At 54.5% G+C, this 17,373-nt stretch carries 16 protein-coding genes; 8 read left to right on the forward strand and 8 right to left on the reverse strand.

Annotated elements, in window-relative coordinates; genetic code table 11:
• Positions 1–191 precede the first annotated feature (191 nt).
• The 3 genes from AC1DWG_RS06095 to AC1DWG_RS06105 all read right to left on the reverse strand — a co-directional run bounded on the left by AC1DWG_RS06095 (position 192) and on the right by AC1DWG_RS06105 (position 4,080).
• Entirely contained in the window at positions 192–731 is a 540-nt protein-coding gene (locus AC1DWG_RS06095; RefSeq protein ID WP_477764310.1) for a TetR/AcrR family transcriptional regulator, read from the reverse strand.
• A 123-nt stretch (positions 732–854) separates the two neighbouring features.
• Complete coding sequence (locus AC1DWG_RS06100) at positions 855–2,225, reverse strand: outer membrane protein transport protein (protein ID WP_477764309.1); 1,371 nt, start codon at positions 2,223–2,225, stop codon at positions 855–857.
• A 211-nt stretch (positions 2,226–2,436) separates the two neighbouring features.
• Positions 2,437–4,080 (reverse strand): GMC oxidoreductase, encoded by a 1,644-nt coding sequence (locus AC1DWG_RS06105; protein WP_477787481.1) that lies wholly within the window; start codon positions 4,078–4,080, stop codon positions 2,437–2,439.
• 184 nt (positions 4,081–4,264) lie between these two features.
• Between AC1DWG_RS06105 and AC1DWG_RS06110 the strand changes: the two genes are divergently transcribed.
• The 4 genes from AC1DWG_RS06110 to AC1DWG_RS06125 are packed head-to-tail and all read left to right on the forward strand — an operon-like array spanning position 4,265 to position 7,524.
• A complete protein-coding gene (locus tag AC1DWG_RS06110) occupies positions 4,265–5,110 on the forward strand; it encodes an alpha/beta fold hydrolase (protein WP_477764307.1) in 846 nt (281 codons plus the stop codon).
• A 35-nt stretch (positions 5,111–5,145) separates the two neighbouring features.
• A complete protein-coding gene (locus AC1DWG_RS06115) occupies positions 5,146–5,544 on the forward strand; it encodes a helicase (RefSeq protein ID WP_477756387.1) in 399 nt (132 codons plus the stop codon).
• A gap of 20 nt (positions 5,545–5,564) precedes the next feature.
• Entirely contained in the window at positions 5,565–6,278 is a 714-nt protein-coding gene (locus tag AC1DWG_RS06120; protein ID WP_477764306.1) for a winged helix-turn-helix transcriptional regulator, read from the forward strand.
• Positions 6,268–7,524: an NADH:flavin oxidoreductase/NADH oxidase family protein gene (locus tag AC1DWG_RS06125; protein WP_477764305.1), complete on the forward strand. Its 1,257-nt coding sequence runs from the start codon at positions 6,268–6,270 to the stop codon at positions 7,522–7,524. The genes AC1DWG_RS06120 and AC1DWG_RS06125 overlap by 11 nt, the downstream gene beginning before the upstream one ends.
• A 514-nt stretch (positions 7,525–8,038) precedes the next feature.
• Here the strand turns inward: AC1DWG_RS06125 and AC1DWG_RS06130 are convergent.
• Positions 8,039–8,686, reverse strand: a complete 648-nt coding sequence (locus tag AC1DWG_RS06130; RefSeq protein ID WP_477787482.1) for a glutathione S-transferase family protein — start codon at positions 8,684–8,686, stop codon at positions 8,039–8,041.
• A gap of 113 nt (positions 8,687–8,799) precedes the next feature.
• On the opposite strand from AC1DWG_RS06130, the gene AC1DWG_RS06135 reads away from it, so the two are divergent.
• Positions 8,800–9,366 carry a TetR/AcrR family transcriptional regulator gene (locus AC1DWG_RS06135; RefSeq protein ID WP_477764304.1) on the forward strand — a complete coding sequence of 189 codons (567 nt, stop codon included), beginning with the start codon at positions 8,800–8,802 and terminating at the stop codon, positions 9,364–9,366.
• A 754-nt stretch (positions 9,367–10,120) separates the two neighbouring features.
• Here the strand turns inward: AC1DWG_RS06135 and AC1DWG_RS06140 are convergent.
• Entirely contained in the window at positions 10,121–11,008 is an 888-nt protein-coding gene (locus AC1DWG_RS06140) for a LysR family transcriptional regulator (protein ID WP_477764417.1), read from the reverse strand.
• A 105-nt stretch (positions 11,009–11,113) separates the two neighbouring features.
• Here AC1DWG_RS06140 and AC1DWG_RS06145 point away from each other — a divergent pair, with 105 nt between their 5' ends.
• The 3 genes from AC1DWG_RS06145 to AC1DWG_RS06155 all read left to right on the forward strand — a co-directional run bounded on the left by AC1DWG_RS06145 (position 11,114) and on the right by AC1DWG_RS06155 (position 13,235).
• On the forward strand, positions 11,114–12,481 hold the full coding sequence (locus AC1DWG_RS06145) for an MFS transporter (RefSeq protein ID WP_477787483.1): 1,368 nt from the start codon (positions 11,114–11,116) through the stop codon (positions 12,479–12,481).
• Positions 12,462–12,872: a DUF4440 domain-containing protein gene (locus tag AC1DWG_RS06150; RefSeq protein ID WP_477764302.1), complete on the forward strand. Its 411-nt coding sequence runs from the start codon at positions 12,462–12,464 to the stop codon at positions 12,870–12,872. Before AC1DWG_RS06145 ends, AC1DWG_RS06150 begins: the two co-directional genes overlap by 20 nt.
• Before the next feature lie 279 nt (positions 12,873–13,151).
• Positions 13,152–13,235: a hypothetical protein gene (locus AC1DWG_RS06155; RefSeq protein WP_477760813.1), complete on the forward strand. Its 84-nt coding sequence runs from the start codon at positions 13,152–13,154 to the stop codon at positions 13,233–13,235.
• 318 nt (positions 13,236–13,553) lie between these two features.
• Here AC1DWG_RS06155 and AC1DWG_RS06160 read toward each other — a convergent pair whose 3' ends face one another.
• The 3 genes from AC1DWG_RS06160 to AC1DWG_RS06170 all read right to left on the reverse strand — a co-directional run bounded on the left by AC1DWG_RS06160 (position 13,554) and on the right by AC1DWG_RS06170 (position 17,283).
• The gene (locus AC1DWG_RS06160; protein WP_477764301.1) at positions 13,554–14,969 is read right to left on the reverse strand and encodes an amino acid permease; all 1,416 of its coding nucleotides are present in this window, start codon (positions 14,967–14,969) and stop codon (positions 13,554–13,556) included.
• Between the two features lie 176 nt (positions 14,970–15,145).
• Positions 15,146–16,198, reverse strand: a complete 1,053-nt coding sequence (locus AC1DWG_RS06165) for an ornithine cyclodeaminase (RefSeq protein WP_477787484.1) — start codon at positions 16,196–16,198, stop codon at positions 15,146–15,148.
• Between the two features lie 50 nt (positions 16,199–16,248).
• Complete coding sequence (locus AC1DWG_RS06170; protein WP_477756009.1) at positions 16,249–17,283, reverse strand: histone deacetylase family protein; 1,035 nt, start codon at positions 17,281–17,283, stop codon at positions 16,249–16,251.
• Between the last annotated feature and the right edge of the window lie 90 nt (positions 17,284–17,373).

The following is a 17,373-nucleotide window of genomic DNA, read 5'->3' on the forward strand; positions in this document are numbered from 1 at the left end:
TTGACGCCGGCGCCGAATTGACCCACGAGCTGAAGCAAGACTTACCCACCTCTAAATCTGCACAAATCCCGCATAGGCAATGGTTCGAGAGGAACAGACTGGGTCAGTGACATCTCGGCAACTGGGTCAATTCGGCATCGGTGCCAACAATCAGGGCTCTTGCGGGCGAAATACATGCTTCTGGGCGCTAACTAAATGGCGAGCGACAGCTTACAGCTGTCCAGGATTTCGTCGGCTAGCAGCGCATCATCTGGGCAGGCCCGCGACAGTACAATGGCTCCGACCGCTTGTGCCAACAATGAAACTGCCTTGGCACGGGCTTCCTTTTGCTCGTCAGCGGATAGCCCGGAACTCAAGCCTGATATTAGCTTCTCTATGCCAGTCTCAAATACGGACTTGATATCTCTATGTTGACGAGCAGCATCGCCACCGAGCGCAGCGATCGCGCACCCTTGGCCGACTGAATCACGGTGAGCACGGGAAACGTAGTAATTGATGAAGTCACTCGCATTGGCTTCAGCAGTCATTTGGGAAAGAGCGAACGACGTAGCTTCGATCATCAGTGACGACTTTGAGCTGAATTGGTTGTAAAACCCTCCATGAGTGAGTCCGATCCCCGCCATCAATTCCTTAACCCCGATACCGTCATAGCCGCGCTCGCGGAACAGCACTGAAGCTGATTCAACAACGCGTACCCGATTTGTCCGCGCCTGTGCTTTGCTGGTTCTCATTTTCAGACCTCATTTGACTATCTTATTAATTAGCGGAGTTGGGACAAGGGTGACTAAAATCAAAACACTCTTAGTCAGCAAGAATAACGATGGCATCATTCAAGCTGCCACGCCAAAGGGACGTCAAAATCGATGTGTTAGCTGTGCTGCTATAATGTGTGCGCTATTGTTGTATTTAGCGCTAAATCCGGGTTGTAAACCGTTTGTATCGGTTTGATTAACCGATGTGGTTGACTCCCATAGATAGGTATAGGCTATATCGATAGTCACATCAGAGTTGGGTGAGTAAGCGGCACCAAAAGCCAAGGCTTTTCGGTTTCCTACTGGAAGTCGCACGCTTCGGTCGGAGTTGCGGGCCGGCGAAGGATCAGAAGCCAAGCCACTGCGAAGTAGCCACTGTGAAGAGAGTTGGTACGAGACGCCAATAGCTGTCGACACAGTATTATGAAGTTTAAAGTCGTCTCCAACGGTTCCGAATCCTAACTGTTGGCCTAGGGAAGGTAATCCACTATTGATTGCTTCAATCCTCTGGATTCGACTCCACCGAGTCCAGATAGCACCTGCGTAACCAGTCCAGCGCTCATCAAAGCGATGGGTGAACGATGTATCCACTGACTCTGGTAATGTCACATCCATCTTGTTGTTATATTTTCCATCGAGGCCAAGTGCGCCGGGACTGTCGCTTATTTTAGTGTGGCCATCAGCATGGAAGTCGAGTTTTGAGTGGTAAGTTAATCCCCATGTGGTTGATTCGTTCATGTCAACCATCAGGCCAACGTTATAGCCAATGGCAGTGCCATTGCTTTTTACAGTAAGTTGTGTGTCCTTTCCATCATTCAAAGCCCCTGTGGCTAAATAGGACTGGATGTTGTTCTCAATACGATTGAATGTGGTGCCAATGCCAATAGCTACTTGATCGTTTAAGCGGTACGAGACAGCAGGGTGCAATGTTTTAACCTGAACCTTGCTGTAGGAGCCATGGTAGCGACCTTGGAAGGAACTCTCATAATCATTAACGAGGCCGTATGACGCATACAGACCAATGCCAGCGGTAAAATGATCGTCGATTGGCGAGGAGAAGTATCCGAAAGGAATAGCTGTAAGAGGTACTGAGTTGCCGTCAGTGGTACCTGGGGCAGTACTTCTTGCATCGCTTATGTTAACGTTTGCGTCAATTAATGCCAGTCCGCCGCTTACCTCTGTTTTTTTGATTTTACTTAAACCCGCTGGATTACCATACACGGTGCTTGCGTCTATTGCTGACGAGGAGCGGCCAGCATAAGCAGTCCCCGCAGCACTAGCGCTTTGTTCGTTGAGCGCAAGTCCATTTGCCCATGAAGCAGATGGAGTCCCTAGTGTTAGTAATAGAGTCGCCCCGAAGAGTATTGAACTGTGCGGGGTAAGGTGTGAGTTTGTTTTAAGTTTGGATTGGACGCTAGGGCAGGGGTGAGGTGTCACGTCAGTTGAGGGTTCAACTGTTTTTTTTGTATTCATTGGATGACCCGTTTTTGTTTTTATGCTTAGGCGAAGGTGCCGTTTCCAGCTAAGGATGGCAGTTCTTTAATATGACCAATCTGGTTCTGTATTGATGTGGTTTTTTATCGATTTAAAAGTTCTCTTGCGGCTTCTTTAGAAGGGTTCTGTAGAAGGCATAATTCGCGTCGTCCTGTATGACTTTTGGACATGGATAGTTGAAAGCAACCCGTTACTCCAACTGGGTCATCGCAATCCGAGTTTCGACTTGAGATTTCCCTTTCGCTGGTATGTGCGACATCGCGTGTTCCGCGAGTGCAGTGATCGTCAGACTTGGGTTCACGCCAAGGTTGGCACTGAGCATTGATCCGTCGCAGATCAGCAGGTTGCGATATCCAAACACTCTATTTTGCGCGTCCATGACACCATGGTCGTCGGATTCCGCCATGGCGCAACCGCCCATGCAATGCGCGGTTGTTGGAATGTTGAACAGGATTTCGCTGAGGAAGGTGGTCGCTATACCACCTAGTGCCTTGGCACCCTTTTCGACGAAGGCATTCGCTTGCGGGATGAACGTAGGAATTGGGCCGCCTTCTGTCACCAGTCGGCTTCCAAACGGCCAGTACCAGCGACGTTTAAGACGCATATTGATATGAGCATCGACCGTTTGCATCACAAGCAACAACATGTTTTCCCGTGCGAAGCCTCTGGGGTTGTGTACCCGTAGGGCCTGCATCGGGTGCCTGAGTAATGTCAGTATCCAAGTACCAATTCGCCTCCAGCCAGGGCGACCACCGCTCATCAGCGTCATCATCAGCCCTATGGCATCTGACCCTTCCGGATAGCGTACGACACCTATATGAGTATGCTCGTCCAAGTAGATACTGGCCCCGCCCGCCAAGCCTGGCGACATGCTTTTATCTGTGGAAGGGAAGCGGACGCCGATAAGTGATTCGGCATTGGTGCGTATCCGTTTACCCAGATCCTGACTGATACCAGGCAGAGAGCCTTTCTCCCTGAGCCGGAACAGCAACTCCATCGTCCCTAACGAGGATGCCGCGAACACCACGCCTCGGGCGCGGAAGACCCGCTTATTCTTGCGGAACCAGGAAGTCGAACATTGCGTGTGGATCTGGTAGCCGTCGCTGCCGTCCACCTTGCCATTCAACGGTCGGACGTCTACGACTTGAGTTTGCGCAAAGACTTGAGCTCCGTGCTTCTCAGCCAAAAACAGGTAGTTCTTGTCGAGTGTGTTCTTGGCATTGTGCCGGCAGCCCATCATGCAGCCGCCGCAGCCCACGCAACTGCCTCGCTCAGGGCCTTCACCGCCGAAGTACGGATCGGGATAGGTTTTGCCTGCGGCCTCGCCCTCTGGAGCGAAGAAGGTACCAACATTGGGTGCGTGAAAGGTGTGGGCGACGCCATTTAGCTCCGCCATCCTTTTAAGACGCAGATCCGCTTCTCCCAGGATTTTGCCCTCAGTGACTCCCAGCATTCTCTCGGCCTCTGCATAGTGCCTCGGCATGATGCTCTTCCAATCTGCCAGACCTGCCCACGAGCCCTCGTCCCAAACCTTATCCGAAGGCCTCAGCAGTGCGTTGGCGTAAGTGATGGAGCCTCCGCCGACCGCATTGCCGCTTGCGACGACCACGTGTCGAAACATCCGCATGCTGTAGAAACCGAACATTTTCAGCGCAGGCATCCACATCCATCTACGCAGATCCCAGTTGCTTTTCGGAAAGTCCTCGGCACGCCAACGGCGCCCCATTTCCATCACGCCAACACGGTAGCCCTTCTCCGTCAGCCGGTGCGCCGAAACGCTGCCGCCGAAGCCCGAGCCTATGACGATGAAGTCAAAGTCGAAAACCAGTTCCACGTTACGCTCCCATTTTTATTTTTTTGGAGAGGTCATGGCCTGCAAAAGCAGAGCAAGGCCCAGTCACGAATTCACTATACGATTCGTATTTCATTAATGCTATATTTTTTGTATAGTAAATGCCGGCGATCACAGGCTAGAATTGCTCCAGCCTCAGAATCCGAAACCGCTCGTGAGGAAAGACATGACCGATACGCATCAGACTGCCCAAACCCGCTTCAGCGAGATCGATGGCGACCGCTTCGCCTACCGCAGGTGGGGAAATACGGCCACCGAACAGCCGCCGCTGCTGATGCTTCAGCACTTTCGCGGTGGCATGGATCACTGGGATCCGCTGATGACCGACGGCTTGGGCCAGGGCAGGGAAGTGATCCTCTTCAATGGTCGTGGCGTGGCCTCGTCCTCCGGCCAGCCACGTCGTCGCATTGAAGACATGGCTGATGATGCCGCCGCCTTCGTACGTGCCTTGGGCCTGGAGAAAATCGATGTATTGGGCTTCTCACTTGGCGGCTTCCAGGCGTTGGATCTGACATGGCGACATCCCGCACTTGTTCGTAAGCTGATGCTATTGGGTACAGGCCCGCGTGGAGGCAACCCGGACATGGAACCTGAGGTACTGACGACCGCGCCGCGTCCAGTTCCGACCTACGAAGACTTTGAGTACCTGTTTTTTGGCCGTTCCGAGGTGGCAAAGCGAGCTGCAAGCGAATTCTGGGAGCGCCGGCATCAGCGCGAGGATCAGGATCCGCCTACTTCGCAGGAAGTTGCATCGGCGCAGATCGAGGCAAACATGCTGTATCTGCCGAGGGTGTCCGAAGACGATCCGTTTGCCTACTTACGTCAAATCAAGCAATCGACGTTTATCCTTAATGGCGTGCACGACGTAATGATTCCGACCATCAACTCGTTCTACATGGCGCGCAATCTGCCGAACGCGCAGTTGTTTATTTATCCGGATGCCGGGCACGGCGCGCAGTTCCAGTACCCGGAGCGCTTTCTCTATCACGCCGCCAGGTTTCTCAGCGAATAACGTCAAACCCGATCCACCGACTCAAGGTTGTCACCATGATCAAGTTCAAATTTCTATTGTGGATGTTCACTCAACTGCTGAAACGGCAAGTCAGGAAAAACCCCGATTGCGCCCGCTACATCGCAGGCGAGGATCTTGTGTTCCAGATCCGTACCGATGCAGGTGTCGGCCGCTATTTCGTCATCCGAAACGGCGCCATCCGCTCCGTTGCCGGCCTGGCCGACAATCCGCGCTTCACTTTGAAATTTAAAGACGCCGATAAGGGTTTTGCAATTCTCTCGGCCAAGGACAGCCAGGCAGCGTTCCTTAGGGGGCTGGGTAACGAGGAGTTGGTTATCAGCGGTGATTTCCTCAAGGTAATGTTTTTCCAGGGACTGACTGCTTACCTGCAGCCACCCAAATTGGTCGCTCCCTATGACCGCACTGCGTTTTAACGACGATGGCGCCTGACAAAATGCTAAACAAGACCTATGGGCAGCTGTGTCCGATTGCCAGAAGCCTCGATGTGCTAGGCGAGCGCTGGACGCTATTGGTGCTCCGCGAACTGCTATTGGGCCCAAAGCGGTTCAAAGAGCTGTTGGCGGTATTGCCGGCAATGGGGACCAACCGGTTGTCCGCACGCCTGAAGGTGCTGGTAGACAACGGAATCGCCAAGCCTGCTACAGCGCCAATAGCCGCCTACGAACTAACGGAATTGGGGGAGCAGTTGCGTAAACCACTGCTCGCGCTAGGACTCTGGGGGCTGAGCTTGCCAGTGGACGAACGCATCGACCCCGCAACTGCACGCGCTGAACTCATAGCCCTCAGCCTCACGGGCATTGGCTGCTCCGATGCGAGCACTGGATTACGCGCCACATACGAGTTTCACGTCGGCGAGGAAGTCTTCCACATACGCGTGGATGACAGCGAGATACTCGCGCGCTCAGGTAATGCCCCAGCGGCCGATGTGGTCATCCACTGCGATCTGAACACCTTCATGGCGCTGGCCCTACGACAAATTTCGCCGGCAGATGCATTGCGCGAAGGTCGGGCTCATCTACCGCACACACAGCTCGAAACCTTCGAGCAACTGTTTCAAGCGCTCGAATTCAATCCGGAAAACTTACCGGACACATTGCTTGCTGCTCTTCCTCATTCCAGCCTTGTGGGAACACCAGATGAAAGCTGAAACAAACCTGCTGAACCAATCCCTGCAACTGCCCAACGGAAGCGTGCTGCGCAATCGACTGGCCAAGGCATCGATGAGCGAGACGCTCGGCACTTACGATAACCGTCCCACCCTAGGGCTGGTCGAACTCTACCGTCGCTGGGCAGCTTCCGGTCTGGGACTAATCATTACGGGGAATGTGATGATTGACCGTCGCGCCCTTGGCGAACCGGGCAATGTCGTCATTGAGGACGAGAAAGATCTGCCGGTACTGCGACAGTGGGCGAAGGTTGCTACCGACCAGGGGGCAGCGATCTGGGTGCAACTCAACCACCCTGGCAAACAATCGACAAAGGGGCTGAACGCCAGCAACCTTGCTCCATCGGCTGTTCCGTTCCGAGAGGATATGGCTGCCTTTTTCGAAACCCCGCGTGAAGCCACTGTTGCCGAGATCCAAGACATCATCGAGCGCTTCGGGCGCAGTGCCGCCATCTGCAAAAAAGCTGGATTCAGCGGCGTGGAAATCCACGGAGCACACGGCTACCTGATCAATCAGTTCCTCTCACCCCATCACAATCGGCGCGAAGACGAATGGGGTGGCACACCGCAGAAGCGTCGCCGTTTTGTGCTGGCCGTCTACGCCGAAATTCGACGCCAGGTCGGAGCGGACTTCCCGGTGGGGATTAAACTCAACTCGGCTGATTTTCAGCGCGGTGGCTTCACTGAAGAGGAGTCGATGGAAACTATCCGCGCGCTGATCGACGCGGGTATTGATCTAATCGAGATATCCGGCGGCACCTACGAGGCTCCAGCCATGAGTGGTGCGATGCATGAGCCGAAAAAAGGCTCTACCGTAGCGCGCGAAGCCTACTTCTTGGAGTTCGCCGCGAAGGTTCGAGCTAACGTGCAAGTGCCCTTGATGGTCACAGGCGGTTTTCGCACTGCGGCAGGGATGAACGAGGCACTGCGCTCCGGATCGCTGGATGTGGTCGGTCTGGCACGATTGTTGGCCATTGATCCGGATGCCCCAGCGGCATTGCTGAAGGGGAGCGACAGCAATCAACAGGTGCGACCAATCAATACCGGCATCAAGGCCGTGGATCGCATGGGGATTATGGAAATCCTCTGGTACACCGGACAACTCAAACGCATTGCCAAAGGTGGCGAACCTCGCCCCAACGAAAGTGGATTCTGGGCGTTCCTTAAAGCTGCGTTCGGCAGCGGGTGGGGGGCATTGCGCACTCGCCGCTTGCGGGCCCGCTCCTGAAACCGGCATAAGCTGCGAGTCCCGAGACGCTGCCCTCAGCACCAGTCGGCCGCTTTATTGCTGTACTGGCGTTGACCTCTTACTCGGGTCGTAGAAGCAATCGCACCAGCAATGGTCGCGCGCGGCTTTAGCGTATTCACCAGTCACTGACTACGATTTGAAAACTGAACCTGGTAGGCAGGCCCTTTTGGAGCAACGGTGCCATGTGTTGTGTCCGCAGAAAAAATCAGCGAAGCAGGACGATGTTCTGAGGAAGTGAGGATTGCATTTCAGTTTGTGAAACGTACTGTGAATCCATAGATGGCAATCACTGCGAAATTGCACTCCACTTGACCACCCGTTTGCATTCGACCTGACCAGTCATTTGCATTCGTTCTGACCAGCAATTGCATCGGATTTGACCCGCTTGCTTCGTGGCCATGACCGGCAGAGAAGCCAATAGCGGACGTTCACCGAGGTCCGATTTCGGCCAGGAGCGGCCCTTGGGCGAACGATAAGTCCATCATTTTCTGTATTAACTAAAGTTCGGCTCGGTCAACACGTTGCGCCCTGACTGGCGCAATCGCATGCGAAAAAGATAATCACGAAGATTTGATGTTTTTTTCAGCCATTGCGCACTTTCGGGCACGCGTTCCAAATAATCGAGCATAGGCGTCAGGATGGCGTCCGCCATGCTGTAGTCCGCCCCGCAGAAAAATTGCTGCCCGTCCAAATGCTTCGCCAGCAGCCCAAGTGTCTGGATCGCCATTGGCTCGGCGGTAGTCACAGCTTCTCTATCAATAGGGCGTGACGGCTGCGCAGGTGAAACCAGCAGTAAAAGATAACGACGTATCAGTCGATCATCGGCATACATCGCCAGGGCAGCGGACCACTGATCGACCTTTACCTTCTGGGCCAAGTCAGCGGGTCTTGGAGAAGTATGCGCAAAGGCTTCATCCAGGTAGCGGCAAATGGTGGTTGTTTCAATTACGCTCCGCTCTCCATGCAGCAAAACCGGGACCTTGCCAAAAGGATGCAGTGCCTTGTGTTCAGGGCTGTGGAGCGTGATCGTTTTACCATCCACCTGCATCCCGTGTGTGTAATCTAGCGCTTTCTCTTCGCAGTAAAGTCTGACACTACGTACGAAGGTGCTAAATCCAGGTCCCAGTATGTGCAATTTCATGAGTAGCTCCTTGAGGGAAGAGTCGGCAATTCTGGTCGGTATGACTTTATGTTCAAGAACATAAAGTCCCGTTTTGTCATACTCCATCTCACGCTTTACTGAGGAGAAGACGCATGCCCTGGCCTGCTACACAGCGCGCAACCACTCGACAGATGATTCTGGATAGCGCAGCGCGACTCTTCGCACTGGAAGGTTTCGAAAAAGTCAGTATCGACTCAATTATGGAGAGTGCGGGATTGACCCGAGGGGCCTTCTATAGTCACTTCGCATCCAAAACGGAGCTTTACACCGAAGCTATTAGAAATGCCGCGAACGCGGGGGGCGCGATACTGGAAGAGGCTGGTAAAGATGGTTTGCAGCAGGTAGTGAAAGACTATCTCCGCATGGACCATCGGGATGCAAGCCGTATGCACTGTCCGTTAGCCTTCATGGTCAATGATGCTGCTCAGCAGGACGGAGCCATCCAGGAAAGCTACACCCAAGTGCTCGCAGCTTTCATCACACGTCTGGAGTCCGGACTGAAATCGACGACAGAGGCGGATACACGCCAGCATGCTTTGCAAATTGCCGTAGGGATGATTGGTGGCTTGGCACTAGCTCGAGCTGTGGCCGATGATCAATTGGCGCAAGAGATTCTTACAGCCTGTCAACAGGGATGTTTGCAGCTCGTTGAGCTATGACATGCCATAACAAACAACGAAACGACCGCTTTGGATCGACCGGTTGAGTCCACAGCCAATAGCAGGCATTGGGCTTGATCAGTCAAGACGAGTATCCGGTCAAACGAAAGCCCCTGAATCTCTCGATTCAGGGGCTTTTATTTGGTTCTTCACGGAATTCCGGGGAACACCGATACCTGTAGAAGCTGCGGTGCGGCGATCCGACTTGCCAGCGATGGCAACTGACGGCCGAGCATTTTCTTCCTGGTGTACATATTCATTGCTGCGGTAACGGCCACTTAGGGTTCCGCCCTTACGGCGGGTCACTTGGAAGAGCGGAACGCCGCCCGGCCCCAAGTAACCAAGGGCTCTTGCCCCTGACGTTCGGTGCCTCGCCTAGGCTCGGCATGCCCTCGCTCCGGTCCTGCTCCGTGGGCCCGCCGCGATCGGCCATCCATGGCCGTGCGCGGCTAACCCGGCATCCATGCCGGGTTGCCCACTGCGCAGAACCTGCGCTCGGCCTCACGAGGGGGCGTGCACCGCAACAGCACCGCGAGGCGAGCTAATGCTCGACCTCGTTGTTTGGTGGTGCACGCGTTCCCCTGTAGGAGCTGCCGAAGGCTGCGATCTTTTGATCTTGCTTTTGCGATCTGGAGATTGCTGAAGATTAAGATCAAAAAGATCGTCCGAACGCGGCCCGAACCTTCGGCAGCCCCTACAGATATTTCGTTATATGTGCTCCCCGGGATTGCGTGAAGAACCTTTTATTTGGTGCTTACTGCGCCAGATGTAGCAACAGGAAATCGATGAATGCCCTCGATTTGTGGGGCAAATGCGGGCTGTTGGGAAACACCACATTGACGGACTGCGAGGGCAGCGAATAGTCGGGCAACAACCGGATCAGCCGCTCGCTGGCGATATCGTCCTTGACCACCCAGGCGGGCAGCACCGAGACGCCTAGCGACGACAACGTCATGGAGCGGATGGCCGTGGAAGAATTGGATTCAAACTGATTGATCCCGTTGATCTCGACAGTCCCCAAGTGCGGATGGCGCAACGTCCACTGGGTCGGTGCCTGCAGGTTGCTGTTGGCGATCCACGGCACCGAATTCAGGTCCTGAGGATTCTGCACCGGGTGACGTGCAAGAAACGTCTCGGTAGCCACCAGGACAATTTCATAATCCGCCAGTTTACGGCTCTTGAAAGCCGAGTCCGCCAAATGGCCTAAACGGATTACCAGGTCTAACTTTTCCGCCACCAGATCATTGAGTGACGAGTTGAAGTTATAACAGAGTTTTATTTCCGGGTAGCGCTCTATAAATTGCGGTATCAACGGAAGAATATAGGCCTTGCCGTATTCACTGGTGGAACTGAAGCGCAACTTGCCGGACACCCGATTGTGTCCTTTTAATACATTATCGAAGGCGTTATCGATGTCCGCGACAATACCTTTGAATTCTTCATAAAAGTCCTGACCGGTTTCGGTGAGGGATATATTTCGGGTGTTTCTAATCAACAACGTCGCTGACAGCACGTCCTCCAGCGCCTTGACATGCAGGCTGGCCATGGCTTTGCTGATGCTCAGGTAATTGGCAGCCTTGGTGTAAGAACCAAAATCGACCACGGCCAGGAATGTCTGGACCCGATTAAGATGAGTGTGCATAGAAATATGGTTCACTGTTAAATCCCGTCAAACATTGTTTCAAGGATAGTCGTATCGACAGTTCAAGTCCACCGCCCTTATGCTTTGCGGAAAAGGGGAAACAACATGACCTATCGCTACAAAGTTGCACTGATATTTCTGATCGGCTTTTTTATAGACTGCATTAACATCTTTATGTCAGCGGTCGCATTACCGAGTATATCGGCAGCGCTGCACGTTAGTACTTCAGACGTTGCGTGGGTGGCTAACGCTTATATTCTGGGGCTGACACTGATCATTCCGGTCAGCACCTGGTTGGCCGGTCGTTTTGGCAGTCGGGAAATCCTCACCACCTCGATGATCGTGTTTACAGCCTCCGTGTGGATGTGTGGGCTGGCCAACAGTTTCAACGAGCTGGTGATCTGGCGCTTCGTCCAGGGGATTGGCGGCGGCCTGTTGATTCCTGTCGGACAGGCACTGACGTTCAACCTGTTCAAGGGCGAGCAGCGGGCGAAAATATCCACGTTGGTCATGGCCGTTGCCCTGATTGCGCCCGCCATTTCACCGACCATCGGCGGCATCATCGTCGACAGCAGCTCCTGGCGCTGGGTGTTCTACAGCAACATCCCGTTCTCACTGATCGCGGCATTGCTGTCATGGTTCTGGATCAACGAAGCGCGACCGACGACTTTGCCCAGACCCGACATCAAGGGCTTGCTGCTGGTCAGCGCGGCACTCGGCAGCCTGCTGATGGGCATGTCGTTGTATGGCGGCGACGCTCCGGCATGGGTGGCCGGCCTTTTCGTCATGGCCGGCGTTACGTTCGTCGTGCTGTACGGGCTGCACTACCGCACCTGCAAAAATCCGATCATTGAACTGAGCCTGCTCAAAAGCAAAAAACTCAGCACCTCCGTCTATATCTATTACGCGATTCCCGGTGTGTTCACGGGGGTCAACTTGATGAGCATCTTCTTCCTGCAAAACACCCTGTACTTCAGCGCCCGACTGACAGGGATGTTCATGATCCTCTACGCCATCGGCGCATTCATCGCGATGCTTATCTGTGGCCGGGTCTATAACCGGATGGGCGCCAAGCGGCTGTTTGCCCTCGGGATGCTATTGCACAGCGCCGGCATCGCCACCCTGTTACTGGTGAACGATCCCTCAGACTTTCTGGTGATCGTCATCGCCTACAGCTTGATGGGGATCGGCGGCGGCATCGGTGCCAACACAGCACAAACCACGTCGCTGATGGACTTCGAGGGCAATGACACCCACAAGGCCAGTGTCATCTGGAACATCAACCGACAGATGTCATTCAGCATCGGCGCGGCCCTCTTCCTGATGGTTTTCAACCTGCTCTTGAAGCATTTCGATACCACCCAGGCCTACCACGTGACCTTTGCCATCGCCGCGCTGGTGGGCCTGTTCCCACTCTTTCAACTGAGTCAGTTGAACACTCAAAAGGACTGTCATGCGCAACAAAATAGTTGAACAGGCGCACCACAGCATTCATCACGTGCACGAGCTGATCCACACCCTGTTCACCGACGCAAACGGTAAGGGGCAGGCCACGCTTGAACCTCTGATATCGGCCTTTGCCGAGCACTTCACCATGGTCACCACCTCGGCCGCCATTGTCAGCCGGGCGACGGTCGAACAGATGTTTAAAGGTGCAGTCGGCGCCAAGCCAGGCCTGGAGATCGTCATCAGCGATCTGCAGACGGTCTGGCAGGAAGGCAACAGCGTGGCGATTCGCTACAAGGAAACCCATCGCCTCGGCCAGCGCGAAAGCTCACGGGTTTCGGTGGCGATCATTGGCATGCATCACCACAACGCCCAATGGATCTACCTGCATGAAACGCCGCTAAGCCAGGAAAGCTGATTCTCGTATGAACTACACAATCACTGATTGCCGAATGCTCTCGGCCTCTATCAAAGAAATCACCGTCAGCCCGCTAACAACGGGGTGTGCGGTGCCGGCGGCGGGCGTACATTTCAAATGAAGGCTGCATTGCCTACCCACTCAGGGGATTTACCGCTTTTGCAGACATCTCTGAATGTCTGCAATGGGCGGTTCTCTGCCGGTCGTCACTACAGCGTGTGCTGGTCAAGTCGAATGCAAACAGTTGGTCAACACGGATGCAATCAGGTGGTCAAGTCCATGCAATTACCCAATCACAAAACGCTGAAAGAGTGGAAAGCTGAGTACGGATCCGCGACTGTTGAATCCTGGCAGATAAAGTGATTCTGGCTTGAGTACAAAAGAGCCCTGAAAGAGCCTTTTTTGTTTGGTATGTAATGGCTGCCCAGGGACGGAAAAACGGCCCGACACTTTCTGGAGGATGTTGGGAAGTTGGCGATGAGAATCATAGGGACGAGTTGGTGCAGCTTTGCCTACGGCGTCTCACCATTTGTCAGCAAACCGAATCGTTCATCCGTAGAGTTGGCCGTCAATGAAATATGACGGCCATCAGTTGGGGCTCTTTAGCCTGTAGTCATCCCGGAAATGCCACGTCGCTGACGCGCTCTTCACTCATCGGCACCGAAAGGCACCAGGTGAACATCAGCTGTATTGATTTGCCGACCCGTCAGCGGGTTTTGGTTTTCTGGAACAGGTTAACTGGTAAGCAATTGCCAACCATATGAACCAACCCGGCATGACCATCAAGGCAATTCGGGTGTCGGGTCTCAATGCCAACAGGCAGAGAACGAAACCCAGAAACCCCAGGGAAAACCAGGCCATCGGCACGCCGCCAGGCATCTTGTAGGCCGATTTCGCATGCAGCTCGGGTCGCTTTTTGCGATAGGCAATGTAGGACGCGAGGATGGTCGACCAAGTGAAAATCACCAGGATTGCCGACACGGTAGAAACGATGGTGAACGCTGTCATCACTTCTGGAACGATGAACAGCAACAGTACCCCCACCAGCATCAACAATGTGGTGAACGCCAGGCTCAGCAAAGGCACGCTATTGCTCGACAGACGCCGGAAAATCCCCGGAGCGTTGTCCTGATTGGCCAGTCCAAACAGCATGCGACTGGATGAAAATACGCCACTGTTGGCCGATGAGGCGGCGGATGTCAGCACCACAAAGTTGACGATACCGGCTGCTGCGGGAAACCCTGCGACCAGAAACAGCTCGACGAACGGGCTCTTGTTGGGCGAAACCTGTTGCCAGGAAGTCACTGCAATAATGCAGGCCAGTGCCAGCACATAAAACAGGATGATTCTCAGCGGAATCGAGTTGATGGCTTTAGGCAGGGTCTTCTCGGGGGAGCGCGTTTCGGCGGCTGCGGTGCCGATCAGCTCGGTGCCCGCAAAGGAGAAAATCGCCATCTGGAACCCGGCAAAGAAACCGAACAAGCCGTTGGGGAAGGCGGCCTGTTTATCCAGCAAGTGGTTCAGGGATGCAGTAACGCCACTGGGTGAGACAAAGGAGCTGGCAATCATCACCATGCTGACGCCAATCAGGGTGACGACGGCAATGATCTTGATGATCGCGAACCAGAACTCCACCTCACCAAAAAGCCTGACAGTCAGCACATTCAAGGCGAACAGTGTCATCAGCATGCCGATCGCCGGTATCCAGGCGGGTACATCGGGGAACCAATACTGAAAAAATCCACCCACCACGACGGCATCACCTATCACTGCAACGCTCCAGCTTAGCCAGTATGACCAGCCAAGGAAAAATGCCGCGCGTGGGCCAAGATAGGCACCGGCAAAATCCGCGAAGGTTTTGAAGTTCAAGTTGGAGAGCAACAGTTCGCCCATGGCACGCATGACGAAGTAGACGAACAGACCGATGATCATATAGATGAGGATGATCGACGTACCGGAGAGGGCGATGATCTTCCCGGAGCCCATGAACAGACCGGTACCGATGGCACCTCCCATGGCCATTAACTGAATGTGACGATTGCTGAGCGTGCGCTGCAGCGCGGGCTGTTCAACCAGCCCGGACGGAGTCGATTTCATTACAAAACCTCTTGATTTTATGTTTTTGAGTTTTGGCAGAAAAGTGGGTGTCGAGCGTTCTTGTTAGAGATGCAACGGCTACTGACGGTGGTGGTTTGCGGGTGGCAGGGTTTCTTGTCCGCTCACCCGGTGAGTAGCCCCTTGGCACTTTGCTCAGGAGGCCTCACCTATGGCGATCAGCTGACTGTGCGCAGGCGCGAAGGAACTGCTGGCTGCTGATCAAGCAGTTGGTAGAGGTTTTTTATGTTGGCAGGCGTCGGCACCAGATGGATGCGCTCACCGATGGCATGCTCCCGCGCCAGATCGTGCACGTAGCGCAGTGACGAAAAGTCTTCCAGGGCAAAACCCACCGAATCGAAAACGGTGACCTGGGTGTCGTTCTCACGGCCCGGGACATCGCCCTGGACAATCCGGAAGAACTCCACGACGGGAAAGTCGACCTCCAATTGTTGAATATCGCCTTCAATCCGGGTTTGAGGTTCAAACTCAACGATGACCCGGGCATTGCGCAGGATGTCGGCGTGCAGTTCGGTTTTCCCTGGGCAGTCACCGCCCACGGCGTTGATATGCATGCCGGGCTCGATCATCTCGGGCGTCAGAATCGTTGCATAGGCCTTGTCTGCGGTGACTGTGGTGACGATGTGCGCGCCCTTGACCGCTTCCTGTACCGAGTTGGCCAGAATCACCTCAATATCCGGGAATGCGGCCAGGTTGTGCTTCAACTTGAGTGAAGCGTCGCGATCGATATCGAAAATGCGAATTTCCTTGATGGACAGCATTTCGTGGAAGGCGAGGGCCTGAAACTCGCTTTGGGCGCCATTGCCGATGATTGCCATGGTGCTTGCACCCGGGCGCGCCAGGGACTGCGCAACCAATGCGGAAGTCGCGGCAGTGCGCACGGCTGTGGTCAGCGTCAGTTCGCTGAGCAAGGTTGGATAGCCACTGTGGACATCGGCCAGGACACCGAAGGCCATGACCGTCAGCAAGTTGCTTTGACCGTTGTCCGGGTGACCGTTCACGTACTTGAACGAGTACTGCTGGCCATCGTCGGTCGGCATCAACTCGATTACACCGTCGGCCGAATGATTGGCGGTGCGGGGCGACTTATCAAACTGCGCCCAGCGTGAATAGTCAGTTTCGATGTAAGTGGCCATCTCGCGGATTGCCCGGCGGATTCCCACTGTGGCGAACAGGCGTGCGGCATGATCGACGTCTATAAAAAGAGTCATGTTTTTATTCTCCGATTCAATAGTTGAAGCGTTGCGATTCAGGGGATGACTCAGGCGCGTTTACTCTCATAGCCATGCAGTACGTTGACCGCATTGATCCCGATTTCATCGACCATGTAGCCACCTTCCATGACGAATAGGGTGGGGCAGCCGACGCTCGCGATCAGCTCGCCGATGCCGATGAAGTCTTCACTTTCCAGCAGGAAGTGACTGATGGGGTCGTCCTTGAACGTGTCGACGCCCAGTGAAATAACCAACACTTCAGGGGCAAATTGCTGGAGTTTCTTGCAGGCGTGTAGCAGGGCGTTGCGATAGCTTTCCCAGGTGGTGTTCTTCGGCAGCGGATAGTTCAGGTTGTATCCTTCGCCTTGCCCTGCGCCGACTTCGTGGCTGAAGCCTGAGTAGTACGGGTAGGACACCGCCGGTTCGCCGTGCAGCGAGACAAACATGACGTCACTACGCTCGTAGAAAATGTTCTGGGTGCCGTTTCCGTGATGAAAGTCGACGTCCAGTACGGCGACACGTTTGGCACCTTGGGTAATGGCCTGCTGTGCAGCAATGGCGGCATTGTTCAGATAGCAGTAGCCGCCCATGTATTCGCGCGCTGCGTGATGGCCGGGTGGGCGGCACAGGGCAAAGGCACTGTCGTGGCCTTCATCGATCAGCGCCAGGCCGGTGAGGGCGATGTCTGCACTGGTTTTCACCGCTTGCCAAGTGGTGGCGGTAATCGGGGAGCCGGCGTCCATGGCATAGAAACCCAGCTTGCCGTCGATGAAAGTCGGGACTTGCTCGTTGGACAGGTCGCGCACTGGCCATACCAGCGGTAGGGCATCGTGCGTACGTCCGGTCGCGCTCCATTCTGACCAGGCGCTTTCCAGAAAGCTGACGTAGCGCTCGCTGTGCGCATTGACGTAACACGACCGGTCAAATGCTCGCGGCTCGACGATCTGGCCAAGGCCTACCTGCTTGACACGGTTATGGACGGTATCGGCCCGACTGGGCTGTTCGAACGACGGCTTGAGCACGCCGTCTTTCAATTCGGTGCCGTGGTGCAAGCGGTGGGAATCACTGAAAACTGTAAACATTCTGCGCATCCGTTAATGTGAACCAGTGCAAATATTCTGTTCCGGCCGGGATGCGCTTTCTTTGCTTTGTTTTCGTGGTTTACTAGATTA

Source organism: Pseudomonas sp. P4_B3 (assembly GCF_056402295.1).